At 32.9% G+C, this 19,072-nt stretch carries 17 protein-coding genes; 10 read left to right on the top strand and 7 right to left on the bottom strand.

The features are described 5' to 3' along the window. Window positions 1-6: 6 nt before the first annotated feature. The 3 genes from BM319_RS21605 to pgaC form a co-directional block, all read right to left on the bottom strand. Window positions 7-1,236 carry a ParM/StbA family protein gene (locus BM319_RS21605; RefSeq protein WP_025568332.1) on the bottom strand — a complete coding sequence of 410 codons (1,230 nt, stop codon included), beginning with the start codon at window positions 1,234-1,236 and terminating at the stop codon, window positions 7-9. 1,121 nt (window positions 1,237-2,357) lie between these two features. Continuing rightward, on the bottom strand, window positions 2,358-2,822 hold the full coding sequence (locus BM319_RS21600) for a hypothetical protein (protein WP_091024649.1): 465 nt from the start codon (window positions 2,820-2,822) through the stop codon (window positions 2,358-2,360). Further along, window positions 2,783-4,018, bottom strand: a complete 1,236-nt coding sequence (gene pgaC / locus BM319_RS21595; protein WP_091024647.1) for a poly-beta-1,6-N-acetyl-D-glucosamine synthase — start codon at window positions 4,016-4,018, stop codon at window positions 2,783-2,785. Before pgaC ends, BM319_RS21600 begins: the two co-directional genes overlap by 40 nt. A gap of 289 nt (window positions 4,019-4,307) precedes the next feature. On the opposite strand from pgaC, the gene queC reads away from it, so the two are divergent. The 9 genes from queC (at window position 4,308) to BM319_RS21550 (ending at window position 12,130) form a co-directional block, all read left to right on the top strand. After that, window positions 4,308-5,045, top strand: coding sequence for a 7-cyano-7-deazaguanine synthase QueC (gene queC, locus BM319_RS21590; protein WP_353615549.1), 738 nt, complete (start codon window positions 4,308-4,310; stop codon window positions 5,043-5,045). Then, window positions 5,038-5,514, top strand: coding sequence for a 6-carboxytetrahydropterin synthase QueD (queD, locus tag BM319_RS21585; protein WP_025568328.1), 477 nt, complete (start codon window positions 5,038-5,040; stop codon window positions 5,512-5,514). Before queC ends, queD begins: the two co-directional genes overlap by 8 nt. Then, window positions 5,507-6,223 (top strand): 7-carboxy-7-deazaguanine synthase QueE, encoded by a 717-nt coding sequence (gene queE, locus BM319_RS21580; protein ID WP_091024645.1) that lies wholly within the window; start codon window positions 5,507-5,509, stop codon window positions 6,221-6,223. The genes queD and queE overlap by 8 nt, the downstream gene beginning before the upstream one ends. 5 nt (window positions 6,224-6,228) lie before the next feature. After that, complete coding sequence (queF, locus tag BM319_RS21575) at window positions 6,229-6,726, top strand: preQ(1) synthase (RefSeq protein WP_025568326.1); 498 nt, start codon at window positions 6,229-6,231, stop codon at window positions 6,724-6,726. A gap of 131 nt (window positions 6,727-6,857) precedes the next feature. Next, window positions 6,858-7,544, top strand: a complete 687-nt coding sequence (locus BM319_RS21570; RefSeq protein ID WP_025568325.1) for a response regulator transcription factor — start codon at window positions 6,858-6,860, stop codon at window positions 7,542-7,544. Next, window positions 7,544-8,548: a sensor histidine kinase gene (locus tag BM319_RS21565; protein ID WP_091024643.1), complete on the top strand. Its 1,005-nt coding sequence runs from the start codon at window positions 7,544-7,546 to the stop codon at window positions 8,546-8,548. Before BM319_RS21570 ends, BM319_RS21565 begins: the two co-directional genes overlap by 1 nt. Before the next feature lie 104 nt (window positions 8,549-8,652). Next, window positions 8,653-9,414 (top strand): ABC transporter ATP-binding protein, encoded by a 762-nt coding sequence (locus tag BM319_RS21560; RefSeq protein WP_025568323.1) that lies wholly within the window; start codon window positions 8,653-8,655, stop codon window positions 9,412-9,414. Further along, window positions 9,404-11,347: an FtsX-like permease family protein gene (locus BM319_RS21555; protein ID WP_091024641.1), complete on the top strand. Its 1,944-nt coding sequence runs from the start codon at window positions 9,404-9,406 to the stop codon at window positions 11,345-11,347. The genes BM319_RS21560 and BM319_RS21555 overlap by 11 nt, the downstream gene beginning before the upstream one ends. 111 nt (window positions 11,348-11,458) lie before the next feature. Further along, a complete protein-coding gene (locus tag BM319_RS21550) occupies window positions 11,459-12,130 on the top strand; it encodes a YdeI/OmpD-associated family protein (protein ID WP_091024640.1) in 672 nt (223 codons plus the stop codon). 66 nt (window positions 12,131-12,196) lie between these two features. Here the strand turns inward: BM319_RS21550 and BM319_RS21545 are convergent, their stop codons facing one another. From BM319_RS21545 to BM319_RS21535, 3 genes are all read right to left on the bottom strand, one after another. Then, complete coding sequence (locus BM319_RS21545) at window positions 12,197-12,400, bottom strand: YbdD/YjiX family protein (protein WP_069033680.1); 204 nt, start codon at window positions 12,398-12,400, stop codon at window positions 12,197-12,199. Beyond that, on the bottom strand, window positions 12,390-14,468 hold the full coding sequence (locus BM319_RS21540) for a carbon starvation CstA family protein (RefSeq protein ID WP_069033679.1): 2,079 nt from the start codon (window positions 14,466-14,468) through the stop codon (window positions 12,390-12,392). The genes BM319_RS21545 and BM319_RS21540 overlap by 11 nt, the downstream gene beginning before the upstream one ends. Before the next feature lie 282 nt (window positions 14,469-14,750). Further along, entirely contained in the window at window positions 14,751-15,641 is an 891-nt protein-coding gene (locus BM319_RS21535; RefSeq protein ID WP_091024637.1) for a TetR/AcrR family transcriptional regulator, read from the bottom strand. Window positions 15,642-15,852: 211 nt separating this feature from the next. Here BM319_RS21535 and BM319_RS21530 point away from each other — a divergent pair, with 211 nt between their 5' ends. Then, a complete protein-coding gene (locus tag BM319_RS21530) occupies window positions 15,853-17,388 on the top strand; it encodes a DHA2 family efflux MFS transporter permease subunit (RefSeq protein ID WP_069033677.1) in 1,536 nt (511 codons plus the stop codon). A gap of 52 nt (window positions 17,389-17,440) precedes the next feature. On the opposite strand, the gene BM319_RS21525 is transcribed toward BM319_RS21530, so the two are convergent. Then, entirely contained in the window at window positions 17,441-19,045 is a 1,605-nt protein-coding gene (locus BM319_RS21525; RefSeq protein WP_091024635.1) for a glycoside hydrolase family 43 protein, read from the bottom strand. Between the last annotated feature and the right edge of the window lie 27 nt (window positions 19,046-19,072).

The following is a 19,072-nucleotide window of genomic DNA, read 5'->3' as shown; positions in this document are numbered from 1 at the left end:
ATCACCTTATTTTACTTTAGACATTTTTTGTTCTTCTTTTTGAGTTTGTTGTGCTTCCCTTTGATTTTGATTTTGATTTGCTTCTCTACGGGATTCTCTTATTCTTTTTATTTCAAAATCGGCAATTAGTTTATAATAAGCATTCGCCATCATCCAGATACTTTCCTTCTCATCTTCAAAGAAATCAATATTATAACCATCTAAGTTGTTATTTAGTGTCTTAAGATAATCCTTTAAGATTAGGGAACCTCCACCGATGAAATAGCATATTTCAGTTTGAGAGTTTTTCTGCCAAATATTTCTTAAATGACGATACTGTTTTTTTGCTAATTCCAATAAAATTCGGTCTACAATATCATGAACGCTTGTCCGACTACCTTTAACATAAATATGATTTCGGTCACTTTTCTTAGTAATAATTTCTACTACATCTCTACGGCTATCGAGTTCAACGCCATGTCTAGAACGAATCTCTTCACGAATTGCTTCTAGTGATTCTGCTACTCCAAGATTAAAGCCTTGAGCTTTATCGTCATCTACCTTCCTATTTCTAATGACAGCGATATCAGTTGATAATCCACCGATGTCTTGAATAAGGATTTTTTTATCAATAAGATCTTTGTTAATTATGTTTAAATGATTATCCATAACTAGATTGATAAAAGCGGCAAATCCTTCAGGGTAAACTTTAACATCTTCAAATTTAATATTAACTTTTAATCCTTGATATCTAGGCGTTACTAAAAACTCTACTTGGTGAACTGAACCTAGTAAACGCGATCGATAACCGACATCCTTCCCTTCCTTTACTTCTCTAAGTGGAAGGCCAGTTCCTAGTACGTATGTTACCTCAATTACATTGTTAGAGTTCTTTACTACTTGTTTATTTTCTTCTCTTGCTGCATCTAATGCTAACGCTGCAAATAACATAATAAGTGTTTGATCTTCTTCAGACTTATTACTTCCAGGATCTAATTCAGTTGCATTACTACTTTTTGTTGCTAAGTTACCTACTCGGTAAACAGTATTATTCTCTTTTAACGTAGGAGAGTGAACGCGAATATGTATTCCATCAACTGGATCTTGGTTGTCTAGTTCCTCTATACCAATGATTGGACGATCTTCTGTATCCCTAGCAATAATATTAGGAATATTAATCTCAGCTTCCATCTTCCCAAAAATTCCTTTGAGTGAATCGTTTCCAACATCAATAGCAGCTATACGAGCGTTTACCATATAAATCATCCCTTTCATTATTAATAGATTTATAGTCTTACTTGTAGTTCTACTAAAATCGTATCTAACTTTAGATAACCGGTCAATCATCATTTGTAAGTATTATATAAATGTAAACGAATTGTCATCTTGTATACAAAATCGTAAACACATTATTCGTTTACACAAATGTATACATGTTTACAAATCTGTATACATTTGTGTACAAAAACGTGTACTTGTATACAAAAATGTATACAACTCTCTCTTTTCTAAACTTATTTTAGGACGATTGTTTTCTACCTCTGAGAACTATAAAAATTAGATATTTTAAACCAATAAGATGAGCTATATTAGAGCAAATATTGAAGGTAAGAACACTAAGAGAACTTCTTTGATAAAGTAGTGATTTTTGTTGGTAATATTTTTTTGAACAACATACTGAAATTAAATTCTCAAACTAAATGCAAACATAACTGCCAGCGCATTTTCCAGAGCCTCAAAATATTAACTTGTTTACTATGCTTGTATAGATGTGTGATGTGTAACTCGAGATCGAATATTAAGTGTGCTTCGTTTATTAAAAGGCAATTCTTCATAGTTATAATTATTTTAGATGTTTTTTTAAATTAAATTTTTTTATGAAGAAGTTCATGCTCAGCCAAGAGTACTCGAATCCTTTAGGGAATGCGGTAAAGTTGAGATCCATTTCAGTCTCTGGTTAATGTGACGGTAAGGCTCAAGTCTCCCCCCACAGAAGACACTCATCCTTTATATAAAAAATAATGAAGAAATATTAGATAGGTATCCTTTTTTCGACAGAATGTAAAGTTTACTTTTTTGTGTACAACTGTTTACATAAATGTGTACATGAGTACAGTTATGTCTACATTTCGTTTTCTCTAGAATTATTTTTAAAATGCGTGTTTCCTACTTCTGAGATTTTTTAAGAAATAAAAGTGTACAACTTTGTGGACAAGTATACTTAATCGTATACAATTGTTTACAAAATGTATTCTTGTGTACAAACTTGTGTACAACTCTCTATAAACGGTTTTCCTCTAAAAATTAAAAAACAGGCAGATTACTTCTACCTGTCAGTTTGTGGATAAGTCCCTTGATTAAAAATATCCACATGTGGATTACTTATTTTTATTCTGATTAACTAACCCTTGAATAGGATTTTTCTCAAAGATGATAATTTTTGAATTCTGTAATTTATTGTAATCCTCTTCGGACATAAGCTTTAAATTTAATAAGTCCTCCTTTGTTGTAAATTTTGGATATGACCTTCTTCGTAATGATCCAAATCTTTTTAGATTATAAAATTTCCAACTTAAAAGACCAAAATAAAAAACGATCCACAAAAGGATTGTAAATAAAATAAAAAAACGTATGTCATGATTTGTCATTTTAAAATAGGACTTTATTATATTTATATATCGATTATTGTAATTTGTTAGCGAACTAATGAAAAAAGCAATTACAATTATGCAATAGATCCAAACTACCAATGTTGTAATTATAATCATTACTTCACTCAGCCAATTTTTCTTTGAATGAACGATTACTCCAGTTTCCTGTTTCCCCTGTCTGGGCTTGTCCATGTTGCATAACCACCTTTTATTCTTGATTTAATTGCTTTAGGTAATGCAAACATTACAATCATTGCATTTAAAACCCAATAAATAACTGGATACCATGCAGCCCACAAGTAGTATTTTTTTATGTTATCGTATGTGGAATCCACTCTTATCGACATCCAAAGCTGTATAAGACTCATGAAAACAAGTGAGAAAGAAGAAAAAGTCATCCATATGATTAGTTCTTGTACACTGTTAGCAGTTATTAAATAGTAAATTGTCACGAATACCCAAGAAAATGACCAGATTAAACTAACCCATTGTTCAAGGTAGATCGGCCAGATCCTTCTATGCCGAAAGTCCAATAATAAATGCCAATACCGCATAATTACCTCTTGTCCACCCTGTGCCCAACGAATTCTTTGGTTCCAAATTCCTTTTAAAGTTTCTGGAACTAACATCCAGCAAAGTGCACGAGGTTCATAGCGAATATCCCAAAATCTTTCTTGTAGCTTCCAGGATACTGCGATATCTTCTGTAATCATGTCGCGGTCCCATAATCCTACATCTACAAGTGCTTTTTTTCGAAATGCAACGACTACACCTGATACAGTCATAATTTTACCGAGCATTCTTTGGGTTCTTTTTATGGCCCCAATAATTGAAGAATATTCTACTATTTGTAATCTACTCAGTAGGGTATCGCGATTTCGAATTCTTGGACTTCCTGTTACGGCACCTAATCTTTCCCCACTATGTAGAAAATGATAAATAAGATACTGTGCAGCTTTAGGCGCTAAAATGGCATCCGAATCTATACAAACTAAAAACTCCCCTTTTGATGCATGGCAAGCAATATGTAGCGCATTTGCTTTCCCCCTATTTTCTCTACAATCAATTGCTTTGACCTCTCGATGTTTATTTGCCATTTTTTCTAAAATTTTAAAGGTTGAATCCTTACTGCCATCGTTTACAGCAATGATTTCTTTTAATGGATAATCGAGTTCCACTAAATATTGAATCGTCTCCTCAATTGTTTCCTCTTCGTTATAACAAGGTATTAAGATGCTAATTAACGGCCAATCAATCCCTTCAAAATTTACATCTTTTCCTTTTTCTCGGTATCGGAAAAATAGACTGGATCCAGCCACCCAAAATAAAGACATAACCAATGGATACCAAAATACAAACTCCGACAAAAGGCTTATGAATTTGTTCAATTTTAATCACCTAATTTACTAAATTCAATCATGCAACTCATATATAAAGACTAGTATCAGCAATTACACATAAATTAACAGTATATTTCTAACCCCTATATGTAATTTTTTACTTTCTTACAAAAGTTTTTGTTCTTTTAACATGAAACGATTATAATGGGAATTATGATTGTACTTCTCTAGTACAATTTAATAGATAGAAAATTTAATAGAAAAATCCATAAGTTTTATTGCTTATGGTAGAGGTCGCAAACTCCCCTCTACAAAAAAATAAGGCGAAAAACAATATTTGTCGTATTGTTTTTATTTTTGTTATTCGGGATGCCCTCTTCTTTTTAATCATGCAAAGGAGAGAAGAAATATGAAAAATGAAAAAGCAATCGTTGTATTTAGCGGTGGCCAAGACAGTACTACTTGTTTATTCTGGGCTATGCAAAACTTTGGCGAAGTTGAGGCGGTTACGTTTAACTACAATCAGCGCCATAAACTAGAATTAGATGTAGCTGCAGATATTTGTAAGGAATTAAATATTCCTCACCATATCCTTGATATGTCCTTGTTAAATCAGCTTGCACCAAATGCTTTAACAAGATCAGATATTGATATAACTCACGAAGAAGGAGAGCTTCCTTCTACATTCGTCGATGGACGTAACTTATTATTCCTTTCTTTTGCAGCAGTACTTGCTAAACAAAAAGGAGCAAAGCACATTATTACAGGTGTTTGTGAGACTGACTTTAGCGGATACCCTGACTGCCGAGATATCTTTGTTAAATCATTAAACGTAACTCTTAATCTATCAATGGATTATCCATTTGTTATTCATACTCCACTTATGTGGATCGATAAGGCTGACACATGGAAACTAGCTGATGATTTAGGTGCATTTGAATATGTAAAAAATAAAACATTAACTTGCTATAACGGCATTATTTCTGATGGTTGTGGAGAATGTCCGGCATGTGAGCTTCGTCAGGCTGGTTTAGATCGTTACCTACAATCGAAGGGAGCAGCAAAGAATGTTTGATTTTCGTATCGTAGAAAGACTTCATAAAATTGATGAACATATAAAAAAAGAAGACTTAAAATATCACAATAGACGAGTTCTCGTTAATAAAGAGTTTACCTTTGATGCTGCACATCACTTACATTGCTACGAAGGTAAATGTAAGAATTTACACGGACACACATATAAAGTTATTTTTGGAATTAGTGGTTTTGTTGATGAAATTGGCTTAGTGATCGATTTTGGTGATATTAAACAGATTTGGAAGGAAAAAATTGAAATCTATTTAGATCACCGTTATTTAAATGAGATGCTACCTCCGATGAATACCACAGCCGAAAATATGGTTGTTTGGATTTATGAGCAAATGGAAAATGCACTTAAGGATCATACAAATCCTGCACAAGATATTCGAGTAGAGTTTGTTCGTTTATTTGAAACGCCTACTTGCTACGCAGAAGCTCGTAGGGAGTGGATGATCAATGAGTAAAATTCCGGTACTTGAAATATTCGGACCTACTGTACAAGGTGAAGGGATGGCAATCGGTCAAAAAACGATGTTTATTCGTACTGCGGGTTGTGATTACTCCTGTAGTTGGTGCGATTCTTCGTTCACTTGGGATGGTAGTGAAAAAGAAAATATAAAATGGATGACCGCGGAAGAAGTTTGGAAGAATTTAACCAACATAGGCGGCGATACATTCTCTCATATTACAATTTCTGGTGGAAACCCTGCCTTACTTCCATCTTTAGGCCCTGTAGTTGAGTTTTTAAAGGAAAAGAATATGACTTTAGCTCTTGAAACTCAAGGTAGTAAGTGGCAACCATGGTTACCTTCTATTGATGAAGTTACTTTATCGCCTAAACCGCCTAGCAGTGGCATGAATACTGATTTTGATATGCTAGAAAGCATTATTCAAAATTTAGAAAATCATCCAAAGTTTTGCTTAAAAGTTGTTATTTTTGATGAAAAAGATTTAGCTTATGCAGAAACTGTTCATCAAAAATTCCCACATGTTCCGTTCTTTTTACAAGTCGGAAATAGTTGGCTAAATGCAGATGATAGCACCTTATTACAATACATGTTAAAACGTTACGAATGGCTTATAGATGAAGCAATGAAATCAAACGTATTTAAAAATGTAAAAGTTTTACCTCAATTACATGCATTTGTTTGGGGAAATAAGAGAGGAGTTTAACCAAAATGGTAGGAAGATCAAAAGGTTCACTAGAAGAAGTATCATTACTTGGCAGCAACAACACAAAATATTTATTTGAATATGATCCAGGAATATTAGAAACATTTGATAATACTCATCCAGATCGTGATTATTTCGTAAAATTTAATTTCCCAGAATTTACTTCACTTTGTCCAAAAACTGGTCAACCTGATTTTGCGACAATTTATATCAGCTATATACCTGAACAAAAAATGGTTGAAAGTAAATCATTAAAATTATACTTCTTTAGCTTCCGTAATCATGGTGACTTCCATGAGGATTGCATGAATATTATTATGGATGATCTAATCAAATTAATGGATCCTCGTTATATTGAGGTCTGGGGGAAATTCACTCCACGTGGCGGAATTTCAATTGACCCATATTGTAACTATGGTCGACCAGGCACAAAATACGAAAAAATGGCTGAACACCGTATGATGAACCATGATTTATACCCTGAGAAAATAGATAATCGATAAGAACTAAAGGTGCACTGTATAAAATACAGTGTACTTTTTTTATTCAGGTAAATACTATATTCGTTTATAGCACTTAATTTGTTTTTATTTTACAATTAATGGAAAGTAAATAAAAAGTGTGGTGAAACCATTTGTTTAAACTATTACTCATTGAAGATGATTCTTCTTTATTCACTGAGATTAAAGATCGCTTATCTGGATGGTCTTACGAGGTATTTGGAATAACAGATTTTAGTAAGGTAATTCAAGAGTTTACAGAGATAAAACCAGATTTAGTCATCATTGATATACAACTACCAAAATACGATGGTTTCCATTGGTGTCGTATGATTCGTTCCCATTCAAATGTCCCTATTATCTTTCTCTCTTCAAGAGATCACCCCTCGGATATGGTCATGTCGATGCAACTTGGAGCAGATGATTTTATACAAAAGCCATTCCATTTTGATGTACTAATTGCGAAAATCCAGGCTACTCTTAGACGCGTATATAATTACAATACCGAAAAAATTGCTCTTAAAACGTGGTGTGGTGCAACCGTCGACTATGAAAAAAATACCGTATCGAATAAAACTGGTGCAATTGAACTTACAAAGAATGAGATCTATATTTTAAAACTGCTAATTGAACAAAAAAATAAAATCGTAAGTCGTGAGGAATTAATAAATGCACTTTGGGACGATAAACGATTTATTAGTGATAACACTTTAACAGTAAACGTGAATCGATTGCGTAAAAGACTAGATGAAATAGGATTAGGACAATTTATTGAAACAAAGGTTGGCCAAGGTTATATTGCATTAGAAGAGGTCGTTTAATGATAAAAACATTTCTAATTGAGCGATTAAGTTGGATTCTTTTTTTCCTACTAACACAAGTACTCATTGTATTTGTTTCATTTATTGATTCGTCAATTCCTTTAAAATCATTACTTTATATTGTATTTCTATCACTATTATTGTTTATCATTTTTTTAGTCATTCGATATCCTAAAGAAATAAAATTTTATAGAAGTCTTGTTGAACGTGAGGATAACCTTGATTTGACGGGAATTGAAGAATCTAATAGTCCATTTGAAGAAATTGTTGAAAACAGTTTAACAAATCAAACAAGCTTATTAAAAAAAATAGCTATTCAAAATCAAACTTATTTAGAACAAGAAAAAGATGAACTCCTATCATGGATCCATGAAGTAAAAACACCTTTAACAGCAATGCACTTAATGATTGATCGTATGAATGATGAAAAGTTGAAATCAAATTTAACATATGAATGGCTACGTATTCACCTATTACTAGATCAACAGCTACACCAAAAAAGAATACCTTTTATTGAAAATGATCTTTATATCGAAAAAATTCAGCTTGAAGATGTCATTTATCCAGAGATTAAAACTTTGCAATCATGGTGTATACATAAAGGGATTGGATTTGATATTGAATTAGAGGAGCTAGAAGTATTCAGTGATGCTAAATGGCTATCTTATATAATACGACAGCTATTAACAAATGCCGTGAAATATAGTCCATCTTCAGACATTCGGATTATAAGTAAGCAAAAAAATGAACAAGTAATTCTTGAAATCGAAGACTTTGGTCGTGGTATTCATTCAAAAGATTTGCCACGGATTTTCGAAAAAGGATTTACTTCTACGATTCAGCATCAAGACAATGCCTCTACAGGGATGGGGTTATATTTAGCAAAGAAAGCTGCCCAGTCACTACATATTACTTTCCAAGTAAAGTCTGAGTTAGATAAAGGTTCAATTTTCACGCTAACCTTCCCTAAACGAAATGAATTTGTAAAAATAACAGGCATGTGACAAAATTGTCACATGCTTTTGTTTATTGTTCGGTTAATCAAAGGAAACGGTCTTGGTAACCATTTATACTAACCTTATCGAATGAAAATAAAGGAGTGTACAAATTGAATATTTTAGAGGCAAATAAAATTCATAAAAGTTACGGAAATAAATTTAATAAACAAGAAGTGTTAAGTGGCATTAATATAAACATCGAAAAAGGTGAATTTGTTAGTATTATGGGTCCGTCTGGATCTGGTAAAACAACTTTACTAAACGTTCTTTCCTCGATCGATAAAATTAATAGTGGAACGATTGCAATTGAGGGTAAAGATATAACGGATATGAAAGAAAAACAATTAGCAGAATTTCGTAAATACTATTTGGGATTTATTTTCCAGGAATACAACTTACTAGACACATTAACAGTAAAGGAAAATATACTTCTACCTTTATCAATTACAAAAACGTCACCAAGTGAAGCCAATCAAAAGTTTGATGTTATTGCTAAAGAGCTTGGTATTTATGAATTAAAAGATAAGTATCCTAACGAAATCTCTGGAGGACAAAAACAGCGTACTTCAGCCGCTAGAGCATTTATTCATGAACCTAGTATTATTTTCGCAGATGAACCTACAGGCGCTTTGGATTCAAAATCTGCTTCAGATTTATTAAATAAACTAAGTGAACTAAATGAGAAAAGAAACGCGACAATTGTAATGGTTACACATGATCCAGTAGCGGCAAGCTTCTGCAATCGCGTTGTCTTTATTAAAGATGGACAAATCTATTCACAACTACACAAAGGCGATGAAACGAGACAGAATTTCTTTAAAGATATTATGAAAACCCAAGGTGTATTAGGTGGTGTTCACCATGAGCATTAATCATTTGATATTCCGAAATTTAAAAAAGAATTTAAAAAACTATTATCTATATGTTTTTGCATTAATTTTTAGTGCTGCCTTATACTTCTCATTTGTTACATTGCAGTATGACCCATCAATGGAAGCAACAAAGGGTTCGATCAAAGGAGCAGCAGCAATTCGCTCAGCGTCGATTTTACTTGTCGCAATCGTTTCGATTTTCCTTTTATATGCAAACATGATTTTTATAAAAAGAAGAAGTAAAGAAATTGGTTTGTTTCAATTAATTGGAATGACTAAAAACAGGATTTTCGGTATTTTAACAGTTGAAAATTGTATTCTATATTTTAGTTCATTGGTTCTTGGGATTTTAGTAGGTTTTTCGATTTCAAGGCTAATCATTATGATTTTATATAAAATCGTCGGAGTAAAAGCGATTGCTACTTTACATTTTTCTTCACAAGCATTAGTGCAGACATTAATTGTTTTTGTCGTAATTTACGCGTTCATTATGTTAATGAATTATGCTTTTATTAAACGACAAACTATTTTATCTTTATTCCGAGTCGTCTCATCGACTGAAGGAAAGCTTAAAAAAATGTCTATATTCGAGATTTCTATTGGAATTTTAGGTATTTTATTAATAATCTCAGGTTATTTTCTATCATCAAAATTATTTGATGGCGATTTTACTACTATGACTGAACTATTTTCGGTCATGATCTATATTTTAGCGTCAGTCATTATTGGAACTTATTTAGTGTATAAAAGTTCGGTTCGTTTTATTTTAAATATCGTTCGTAAAAAGAAAAATGGCTACTTAAATATTAATGATGTTCTCTCTTTATCTTCAATTATGTTTAGAATGAAGTCTAATGCTTTATTATTAACTATTATTACAACTGTTTCAGCACTAGCGATTGGCTTATTATCTTTAAGCTATATATCTTATTATTCTGCAGAAAAAACTGCAGAGAGCCATGTCCCTGCTAACTTTTTCTTAAATAATAATAAGGATTTACAAACTTTCACATCTGCTCTAAATGAAAATGGTATTAAATATAACGAAAAACAGATTGAGGTTATTCAAGTTAATGCAAATATAAACAATATACTAGATACAGAATTAAAAGGCATGATGAAGGATGCTAACAAATTCCCACTAGCGGTAGTAAGCGAAAAATCAGTTAAAGTAAACCTTTCTTCAAATGACGCCTTATTTACTGGATACGATGATATGCTTCAAAAATTTATGACCTTAAAGGATTCAGGGCATATTGAATTAACTAACAGCAAGAAAAAATTTAATCTAAACTATTTAGGTTTAAAACGTGAAAAGATTATACCTTCCTACTTCACAAATGGAGGATTTCCTACTGTCATTGTAGATGATCAAGTATATAAAACATTAAAACAGAATCTTGATTCATCCATTCAAAAAGAATCCACTGTTTACAATGGAATTAATATAAGTGATGAAAAACAAATTGAAAAAGCAAATACGATTTATATGGATCATCAATTTGATAAGAATTATCCTAATGCTTCTCGACTTGAAATCGTTAAAAGTCAGAAAGCAAATATGGGACTTATTATGTTCATCGTCGGATTTTTAGGATTAACGTTCTTAATGACATCTGGATGTATTTTATACTTTAAACAAATGGATGAAAGTGTTGATGAAAAGCCAAATTATACTATTTTACGTAAACTAGGTTTCTCCCGTAGAGACCTATTAAGAGGTATACGTTCTAAGCAATTGTTTAATTTCGGTATCCCATTAGTAGTCGGACTAGTTCATAGCTATTTTGCTGTCCAATCTGGGTGGTTCTTATTCGGTACTGAAGTCTGGACACCAATGATCATCGTCATGGTTTTATATGCTGTTTTATACTCGGTCTTTGGTCTTTTATCTGTTCTTTATTATAAAAAAGTAATTAAAGAAGCTCTTTAGACTAACAATCTACCTAATAAATAATAGAAGCTCGAAACTGGGCTTCTATTATTTTTTTACTTATTTTGATTTATAATAGCCTTATACTTACTACTTTAAAGGTGGATCGGGATGACTAAAACCATTGTTGAAAAGCTAAACTTAAAAAAATATAAAAAAGCTACAGTTTTAAATCAACCAAGTGATGCAAATTATTTTGAGGATTTACCACATTTTGATACGGATCTACAAAACCATCCTTACGATCTGATATTTGCTTTTGTACTTGATATGGATTCGCTAAAAGAACTAGTCACAAAGATTATCCAGAATCATTATTTAGATAAAAATGGGTATCTTTTTATTGCCTATCCTAAAAAAGGAAACAAAGTATATTCGACTTATATTCATCGTGATGATTTATTCGAAGGATTAGGTGCGGATGAAAGCGGCTATATTGGTTCAAGTACAATTAAATTTGCTCGTATGGTTGGATTAGATGACGTCTTTACAGTTGTTGGATTAAAAGATGAATCAAAAACAAAAGCTGCGAATTCATCGAAAGCAAGTCAATGTGTAGATGATTATATTGATATGATTCCAAATGTTGAAAAGGATTTAGAAGATTCTCCTGAATTACTTACGATCTATAAGTCTCTAACTCCTGGGTATCGTAAAGATTGGGCAAGACACGTCTATAGCGCTAAGCAAGAAGCCACGAAAGCAAAAAGACGTGAAGAAATGAAAATGGTCTTAAGTGCTGGATATAAAACGCTGGATCTATATCGTAGAGATAAAAAGTAGAAGCAAAAAATCCACAAGATTATTTCTTGTGGATTTTGTTTACTTATTAGATTATATATATCTGCTTTAACAACAACGAGTAACTTTACCACCTTTAGAATTAAAACGTGACTCTTGCGCTTCGATAAAGAACTCTTTTCTAGATTGAATTGGTTGATCAGGGTGTTGTGTTTTCATATGTTCAACATATTTCTCATAGCTTGGTACTCCTACTAATAAACTAATAAACTGTTTATAATATTTTTTGAACTCCTCCACTTTATAGTGCATAATTTTTCGGTTCACTTTCTTCGCGTTTAATGTATGGAGTTTCATGTAATTTTATCGGTTTATTAGACAATATATTTATCCAATTTCGAATCGAAGCAATTAGAACTAAAAGCACAATCACCATAAATAATCCGCAAATTGTTGCGTCAATATAGTCATTTAAAATTATTTGATTCATTTGTGCTTTACTAGCTGCTGGTGCAAGGATTTTGCCAGCATCTAAACCATCTTTAAATACTTTAGCATGCGCTAAAAACCCTATTTTTGGTAATGCATGAAACAGCTTTTGCCAACCAGCTGTCATTGTGACGATTAATATCCAAATTGTTGGCACTAATGTAATCCATGCATATGCCTTTTTCCCCATTTTCAGCAAGATCGTTGTGCCTAGCAATAATGCAATCGCTGCAAGCATTTGATTTGCAATACCGAATAACGGCCATAAAGTATTAATGCCTCCAAGTGGATCAATAACACCTTGATAAAGGAAATAACCCCAGCCGAAAACGCAAATAGCTGTCGCAATTAAATTTGCAGGAAGTGAATCCGTCTTTCCAAATGGCTTATACACATTGCCTAGTATATCCTGCGTCATATAACGTCCAATCCTAGTTCCAGCATCAATTGTTGTTAAAATAAATAATGCTTCAAATAAAATAGCAAAATGATACCAAAAAGCCATTAGTGTTTTACCACCGATTACTTTAGAGAAGAGTGCCGCCATGCCGATTGCTAAAGTTGGTGCCCCACCAGTACGAGAAAGAATCGTTTGTTCCCCTACATCCTTTGCTAGTGTAGTCAAATCATTTGGAGCTATTGTAAAGCCCCAGCTTGAAACTACTTGAGCCACCTGATTTACGTCAGTTCCAATTATGGCAGGTGGGCTATTTATAGCAAAATATGCTCCTGGAGTTAATAAACATGCCGCAATCATAGCCATCACTGCTACAAAAGACTCCGTTAACATAGCACCATAACCAATGGCACGTGCATGCGTTTCACGTTCAATCATTTTTGGTGTAGTTCCTGAAGCAACTAATGAGTGGAATCCAGATACAGATCCACAAGCAATTGTTATAAATAAAAACGGAAATAGATTTCCAGCAAATACTGGTCCTGTTCCGTCAATAAATTTTGTAACGGCCGGCATTTGTAAGTCTGGTGCTACAATAATAATGCCAATTGCTAAAGCTAAAATCGTTCCAACCTTTAAAAATGTGCTTAAATAATCACGTGGAGCTAATAATAGCCAAACTGGAAGTACTGATGCTATAAACCCATAACCAATTAACATAAGCGCAATCGTTTCTCCTTTAAACGTAAACATTGCTGCTAATGTTGGACTTTCTGCTACATATTGTCCTGCAAATAATGAAAGTAGTAATAAAATAACACCAATAAAAGACCCTTCTCCTACTCGGCCAGGACGTATGTATCGCATATAAATACCCATGAAAATTGCGATTGGAATAGTTGCTGCAATCGTAAACATTCCCCAAGGACTTCCTGCGAGCGCTTTAACTACAACAAGTGCTAATACAGCTAATAAAATAACCATAATTCCTAATATACCTATTAACGCAATGACCCCAGTTATAGGACCAATCTCTTCTTTAATCATTTCTCCAAGCGATTTACCATTTCTACGTGTCGAAGCAGCTAATATGACAAAATCCTGTACTGCCCCTGCAAATACAACTCCTACGATAATCCAAATCGTTCCGGGTAAATAACCCATTTGCGCAGCTAAAATTGGTCCAACCAGTGGTCCAGCCCCTGCTATCGCTGCAAAATGATGACCAAATAGTACCCACTTATTCGTTGGTACAAAGTCTTTACCATCATTATTAATTTCGGCAGGTGTTTTACGATCTTCGTCAAGTTTAAATACTTTTTCTGCAATAAACTTACTGTAAAAACGATAAGCCACTGCATATGTACAAACTGCCGCTGTGAGGAGCCAAATTGCATTTATTGTTTCCCCTCTTTTTAAAGCTAGTACAGAAAAACAGAAAGCTCCAAGTATTGAAATTAATCCCCAAACTACTATTGACTTTAAAGATTTCACAACAAAGATACCTCCTTTTTCATTTATAAAAGAAAGTATATCACCAATTCAGAATTTTTTGTCAATTAATGGTAAAAAAAGTATAATAACGACATTTTTACTGATTTTAAGCTGATTTTTCTTCATAAAAGTAGACAAAAGTTGCATTGAACTTATCTAATTAAAGAATTTCAAGGGAAAATACAACTTTACTATCGTAACAGTTAAACTAATCATTTTTAAACAAAAGAAAACCATCCTAAGCATTAAAGCGAAAGGATGGTTTTCTTCTATTAAATAAAGTTATTTTACATGTTGAATAAAATTAATATCGATCAACTCATTAAGCCTTTGTAGTTCTTTATCTCCTAGTAACGTTTTCCCTTCGTTTAAGGATACTAAAGCACTCTCAATTAAATATTTTCTAGGTGTTTTTGACTGCAACAATTCGTTTTGTAAAAAATCTAGTAACTCATTGTACTTCTGTTGTTCATTACTATTTAATGCTGATTTTTTCATTGTACAAATTATACTACAAAGCTTTTGTTGAAGATTTTCTTCGGTCTTTCTTACTGGTAACCATCTATCTAATAGTTCCAAATTGAATAATTGCTCACCAGATTCCTCGACATCCTCAACAATTTTAATCATACGTTTTACACTATATCGGACGACTTGATCCATACTAATATTCATATCTTTGGCAAGGTCATAGTATCTAACATTATGATGTATAATTCCTAAAAACATAATGGCACTATCTAATAAAAAATCTTTTTTCTCACTACCAAAAATGTCTAAGAATCGAGTATACACCCAATTTAATGTCTTAAAATTACCTTCTCTTATGAACTGTTTAATATCTAAGTCATTTATATAAATTACTTCTTCAAATAGAGAAATCAATTTATTATCTCTATTTGCCTCCATTAATAATGTTATTTGTTTAATAAAAATTTCAATATTTGAAGGGCTCTGTCCGATCAACAACTCATTTCTTTCATGTTCAAGTTTTTTATAAATCATATTAAATAATGCGACTACTAAATCACTTTTAGACGAAAAATAATTATAAAATGTACCTTTAGAAATACCGCTATAGTCTAATATGTCTTGAATAGATGTTGCTTGAAATCCTTTTTCAATAAACAATTCATGAGCTATTTTTACAACATGCTGTTTACGATCATTCATATAATCACCTTGGTTCTAGTTAATTACTGCTTAAAAAACATAGTACATTATTTTAACATTTTTAACTAGTAAATATCTGATTAGATTATTAAAGATTTCTAATGGGTATTATAATTGCATCTAATGAATGAATGGTATATCATATTATCTTATATAGAAGATGGAAACACAGTTCAAAAAATTGAACTAGATGTACAAAGGAGGGGAAATCATGGATCATTCCATGAATAAATCGGTTCGCCCACCATATGGGATTATTACAATCCTAATGATTGGGGCTTTTATTGCGTTCTTAAACAATACTTTACTTAATATTGCTTTACCTTCTATTATGAAGGATTTGGACGTTGAGCCTTCGACTGTTCAATGGCTTTCTACAGGGTATATGTTAGTTAATGGTATTTTAATTCCGACTACTGCTTTTTTGATCCAAAAATATTCTGTTAGACATTTATTTTTAACTGCACTACTTTTATTTAATATCGGTACTTTAACTGCAGGATTTGCACATGTATTTCCTTTATTATTAGCGGGTCGTATGATTCAAGCTTCTGGTTCGGCTATTTTAATGCCATTATTAATGAATGTTATGCTAACTAGCTTCCCTGTTGAAAAACGAGGAACTGCAATGGGCTTCTTTGGTTTAGTTATGATGGGTGCACCAGCAATTGGCCCGACATTATCTGGTTGGATTATTGAACATTATGACTGGAGAATGCTTTTCCATGTTGTTTCACCGATTGCATTAACGATTTTAATTATTGGCTTTTTCTTACTTAAAGATAAAAAAGAGAAATCAAATAGTACGATCGACCTTTTCTCTGTTCTTTTATCAAGTATAGGTTTTGGTGGATTATTGTACGGTTTTAGTACTGCAGGAACAAAAGGATGGGATAGTCCAGAAGCTTACGTTACTTTAATTGTAGGGGTTATTTCATTAATACTATTTATCTTACGTCAATTAAAACTTGATACGCCAATGTTAAACTTCAGAATTTATCGCTACCCTATGTTTGCTTTATCATCAGCGATTTCAATTGTAGTGACAATGGCTATGTTCTCAGCAATGATGCTTTTACCGATTTACACTCAAACGCTTCGCGGCATTAAACCATTTGATGCAGGCTTAATGCTGTTACCAGGTGCATTATTAATGGCAATTATGTCCCCAATTACGGGTAAATTATTTGATAAAATCGGCGGAAGAATACTTGCAGTAACTGGTTTAGCAATTATGACTGTTACTACTTATTTCTTAAGTAAATTAACAATGGATACAACATATACACATATTATTATTTTATACTCATTACGTATGTTCGGTATGTCGATGGTAATGATGCCAGTATCAACAAATGGTTTAAATCAATTACCAAAACGATTCTATCCACATGGTACTGCCATGAATAATACTTTACAGCAAGTATCTGGGGCAATTGGTACTGCTTTACTCGTAACAGTAATGTCGAATCGTACAGAATCTAAAGCGAAAGAGCTTGCTGCTGAAGCGATGAAGCATGTGACTAGTAAACCTACACCTGAAATGCTTGCTCAAATTAAGCAAGAGATCACAATGAAGGCAATGTTAGAGGGAATTAACTTCTCATTTTATGTGACGGTATTCGTTGCCGCAGTTGCACTAGTTCTTGCATTCTTTATTAAACGTTCAACAGCTGCAGAGGAACCTGTAGTGAAAGAAAATACTAATACTAGTACTAACTTTAAGAAAAAGTTAGCAGAGAATTAATACAGTAAGTTTTAGACTAAAAAAGTTCAACCAAATTGGTTGAACTTTTTTATTAGTTCTTATAAATAAAATAATCAAAATCCGCGTGTAGCCCTTGCCCAGTCGTATCCTGACATTGCATTCCAACGAATGCACCTGTAAAGAATCCACCACCCTGAATATAATCATCAGACAGTTTAAGTGAATAAAGTTTTACAGGTATTGCTATCCAATCCTCTCCATCAAATGAATAGGAGTATTCGTAAACATTCGTTTTCACATTTACTCGAAGATATACATATTCAACATGTTCTGGAATAATAATTTCGTTTCCTTGAAGAGGCTGATCGAACTTAAAATTATCACATGTTACTAATTCAAGAATTCGACCCTTTCCTTCATTCCAAGTGATTTGACATGAAGTCCAGTTTTGAGTGTTGTAATAATTTACTAAACCAGCTGATTGATGGAATGTATTTGGATTAAATGCTACTTTTGTTTCTGCAGTAAAGTTAAAATGTTGCCAGCGTCTTGCTATAAATGACTGAGTAAATTTAGATGTTAGGGATTCTCTTCCGTAAAGACGTAGATGCCCTGGATTGTCTTTTAAGGATACGATATTCTCTCCTAATGGAATTCTTAAGTTTTGAAAGTGAGGATTTAAGACATCTGAGTTAAAGTCATCCATCTCAGGGTAATCACTTTCCCATTTTACTTCATCTATTTTTGGCCCTTCTATTTCAAGTGATGGACTATTCCCTCCTACGACATACGGCCAATCATTTTTCCACTCAAGCCTTTGAATAGCAGTTTCTCTTCCTAATGGACAGAAACCTCTTGGGTCTAACAACGGTTGACCTTCTCTTGGTAATGGTCTTCCTGTTAAATGCACAAGGAACCATTCATCTGTATGTGTTTGAACAATTGATGCATGTCCTGCTTTTTGAAGGGGAATTCTTGGCGCATGGAATGACGAAATTAACGGGTTTTCCGGGTGTACTTCATATGGCCCCATTAACTGTTTTGACCTAGCAATTGTAGCTTGGTGATCATATTTCGTACCACCTTCTGCCGTTAATAAGTAATAGTAATCATTTATTTTATATAAATGTGGTGCTTCCGTTAGTTTAATATCGGTTCCTTTAAAGATAACCTCTGCTTTTCCGATTAGTTTCTTTTCTTCTACACTGTATTCTTGTAATGAAATGCCATAAAAATGATGATTTCCTACACGATGATCCCAAACCATATTAACTAAATATTTTTTTCCATCCTCATCGTGAAATAATGAAGGATCAAATCCAGTACTATTTAAGTAAACTGGGTCTGACCATTCTCCGTCAATCGTTTCACATGTTGCGAGATAGTTGTGACAATCTTTCCATTGACCTTCAACTACCTTTACATCAGTGTAAATTAACCAGAATTGTCCATCACGATAAGATAATGCAGGAGCCCAAATTCCACCCGAATCTGGATTACCTGTCATATTTAATTGACTTAAACGTTTCAAAGGTCTTGATGCTAATCGCCAGTTCTTTAAATCTTTTGAATGATAAATTCCAACTCCTGGAAACCATTCAAAAGTTGAAACTGCAATATAATAATCTTCCCCAACTCGGCAAATACTTGGATCGGGATTAAATCCCGGTAAAATTGGATTACTGATTTTAGCCATTTTATACTCCTCCATATGCATCTATAT

The organism is Bacillus sp. UNCCL81 (assembly GCF_900112535.1).
GTDB classification, from domain to species: Bacteria; Bacillota; Bacilli; order Bacillales; family Bacillaceae_G; genus Gottfriedia; species Gottfriedia luciferensis_B.
The sequence above is the reverse complement of the archived record's forward strand: the minus strand, read 5'-3'. Positions and strand labels throughout refer to the sequence as shown.

What these genes read in the sequence shown, in the direction of transcription:
- BM319_RS21600 (WP_091024649.1), bottom strand. Translation starts at nt 2,822, where the DNA reads ATGGACAAGCCCAGACAGGGGAAACAGGAAACTGGAGTAATCGTTCAT.
- BM319_RS21550 (WP_091024640.1), top strand. Translation starts at nt 11,459, where the DNA reads ATGACTAAAACCATTGTTGAAAAGCTAAACTTAAAAAAATATAAAAAA.
- queF (WP_025568326.1), top strand. Translation starts at nt 6,229, where the DNA reads ATGGTAGGAAGATCAAAAGGTTCACTAGAAGAAGTATCATTACTTGGC.
- queE (WP_091024645.1), top strand. Translation starts at nt 5,507, where the DNA reads ATGAGTAAAATTCCGGTACTTGAAATATTCGGACCTACTGTACAAGGT.
- BM319_RS21565 (WP_091024643.1), top strand. Translation starts at nt 7,544, where the DNA reads ATGATAAAAACATTTCTAATTGAGCGATTAAGTTGGATTCTTTTTTTC.
- BM319_RS21555 (WP_091024641.1), top strand. Translation starts at nt 9,404, where the DNA reads ATGAGCATTAATCATTTGATATTCCGAAATTTAAAAAAGAATTTAAAA.
- queD (WP_025568328.1), top strand. Translation starts at nt 5,038, where the DNA reads ATGTTTGATTTTCGTATCGTAGAAAGACTTCATAAAATTGATGAACAT.
- BM319_RS21525 (WP_091024635.1), bottom strand. Translation starts at nt 19,045, where the DNA reads ATGGCTAAAATCAGTAATCCAATTTTACCGGGATTTAATCCCGATCCA.
- BM319_RS21535 (WP_091024637.1), bottom strand. Translation starts at nt 15,641, where the DNA reads ATGAATGATCGTAAACAGCATGTTGTAAAAATAGCTCATGAATTGTTT.
- BM319_RS21605 (WP_025568332.1), bottom strand. Translation starts at nt 1,236, where the DNA reads ATGGTAAACGCTCGTATAGCTGCTATTGATGTTGGAAACGATTCACTC.
- BM319_RS21545 (WP_069033680.1), bottom strand. Translation starts at nt 12,400, where the DNA reads ATGCACTATAAAGTGGAGGAGTTCAAAAAATATTATAAACAGTTTATT.
- BM319_RS21530 (WP_069033677.1), top strand. Translation starts at nt 15,853, where the DNA reads ATGGATCATTCCATGAATAAATCGGTTCGCCCACCATATGGGATTATT.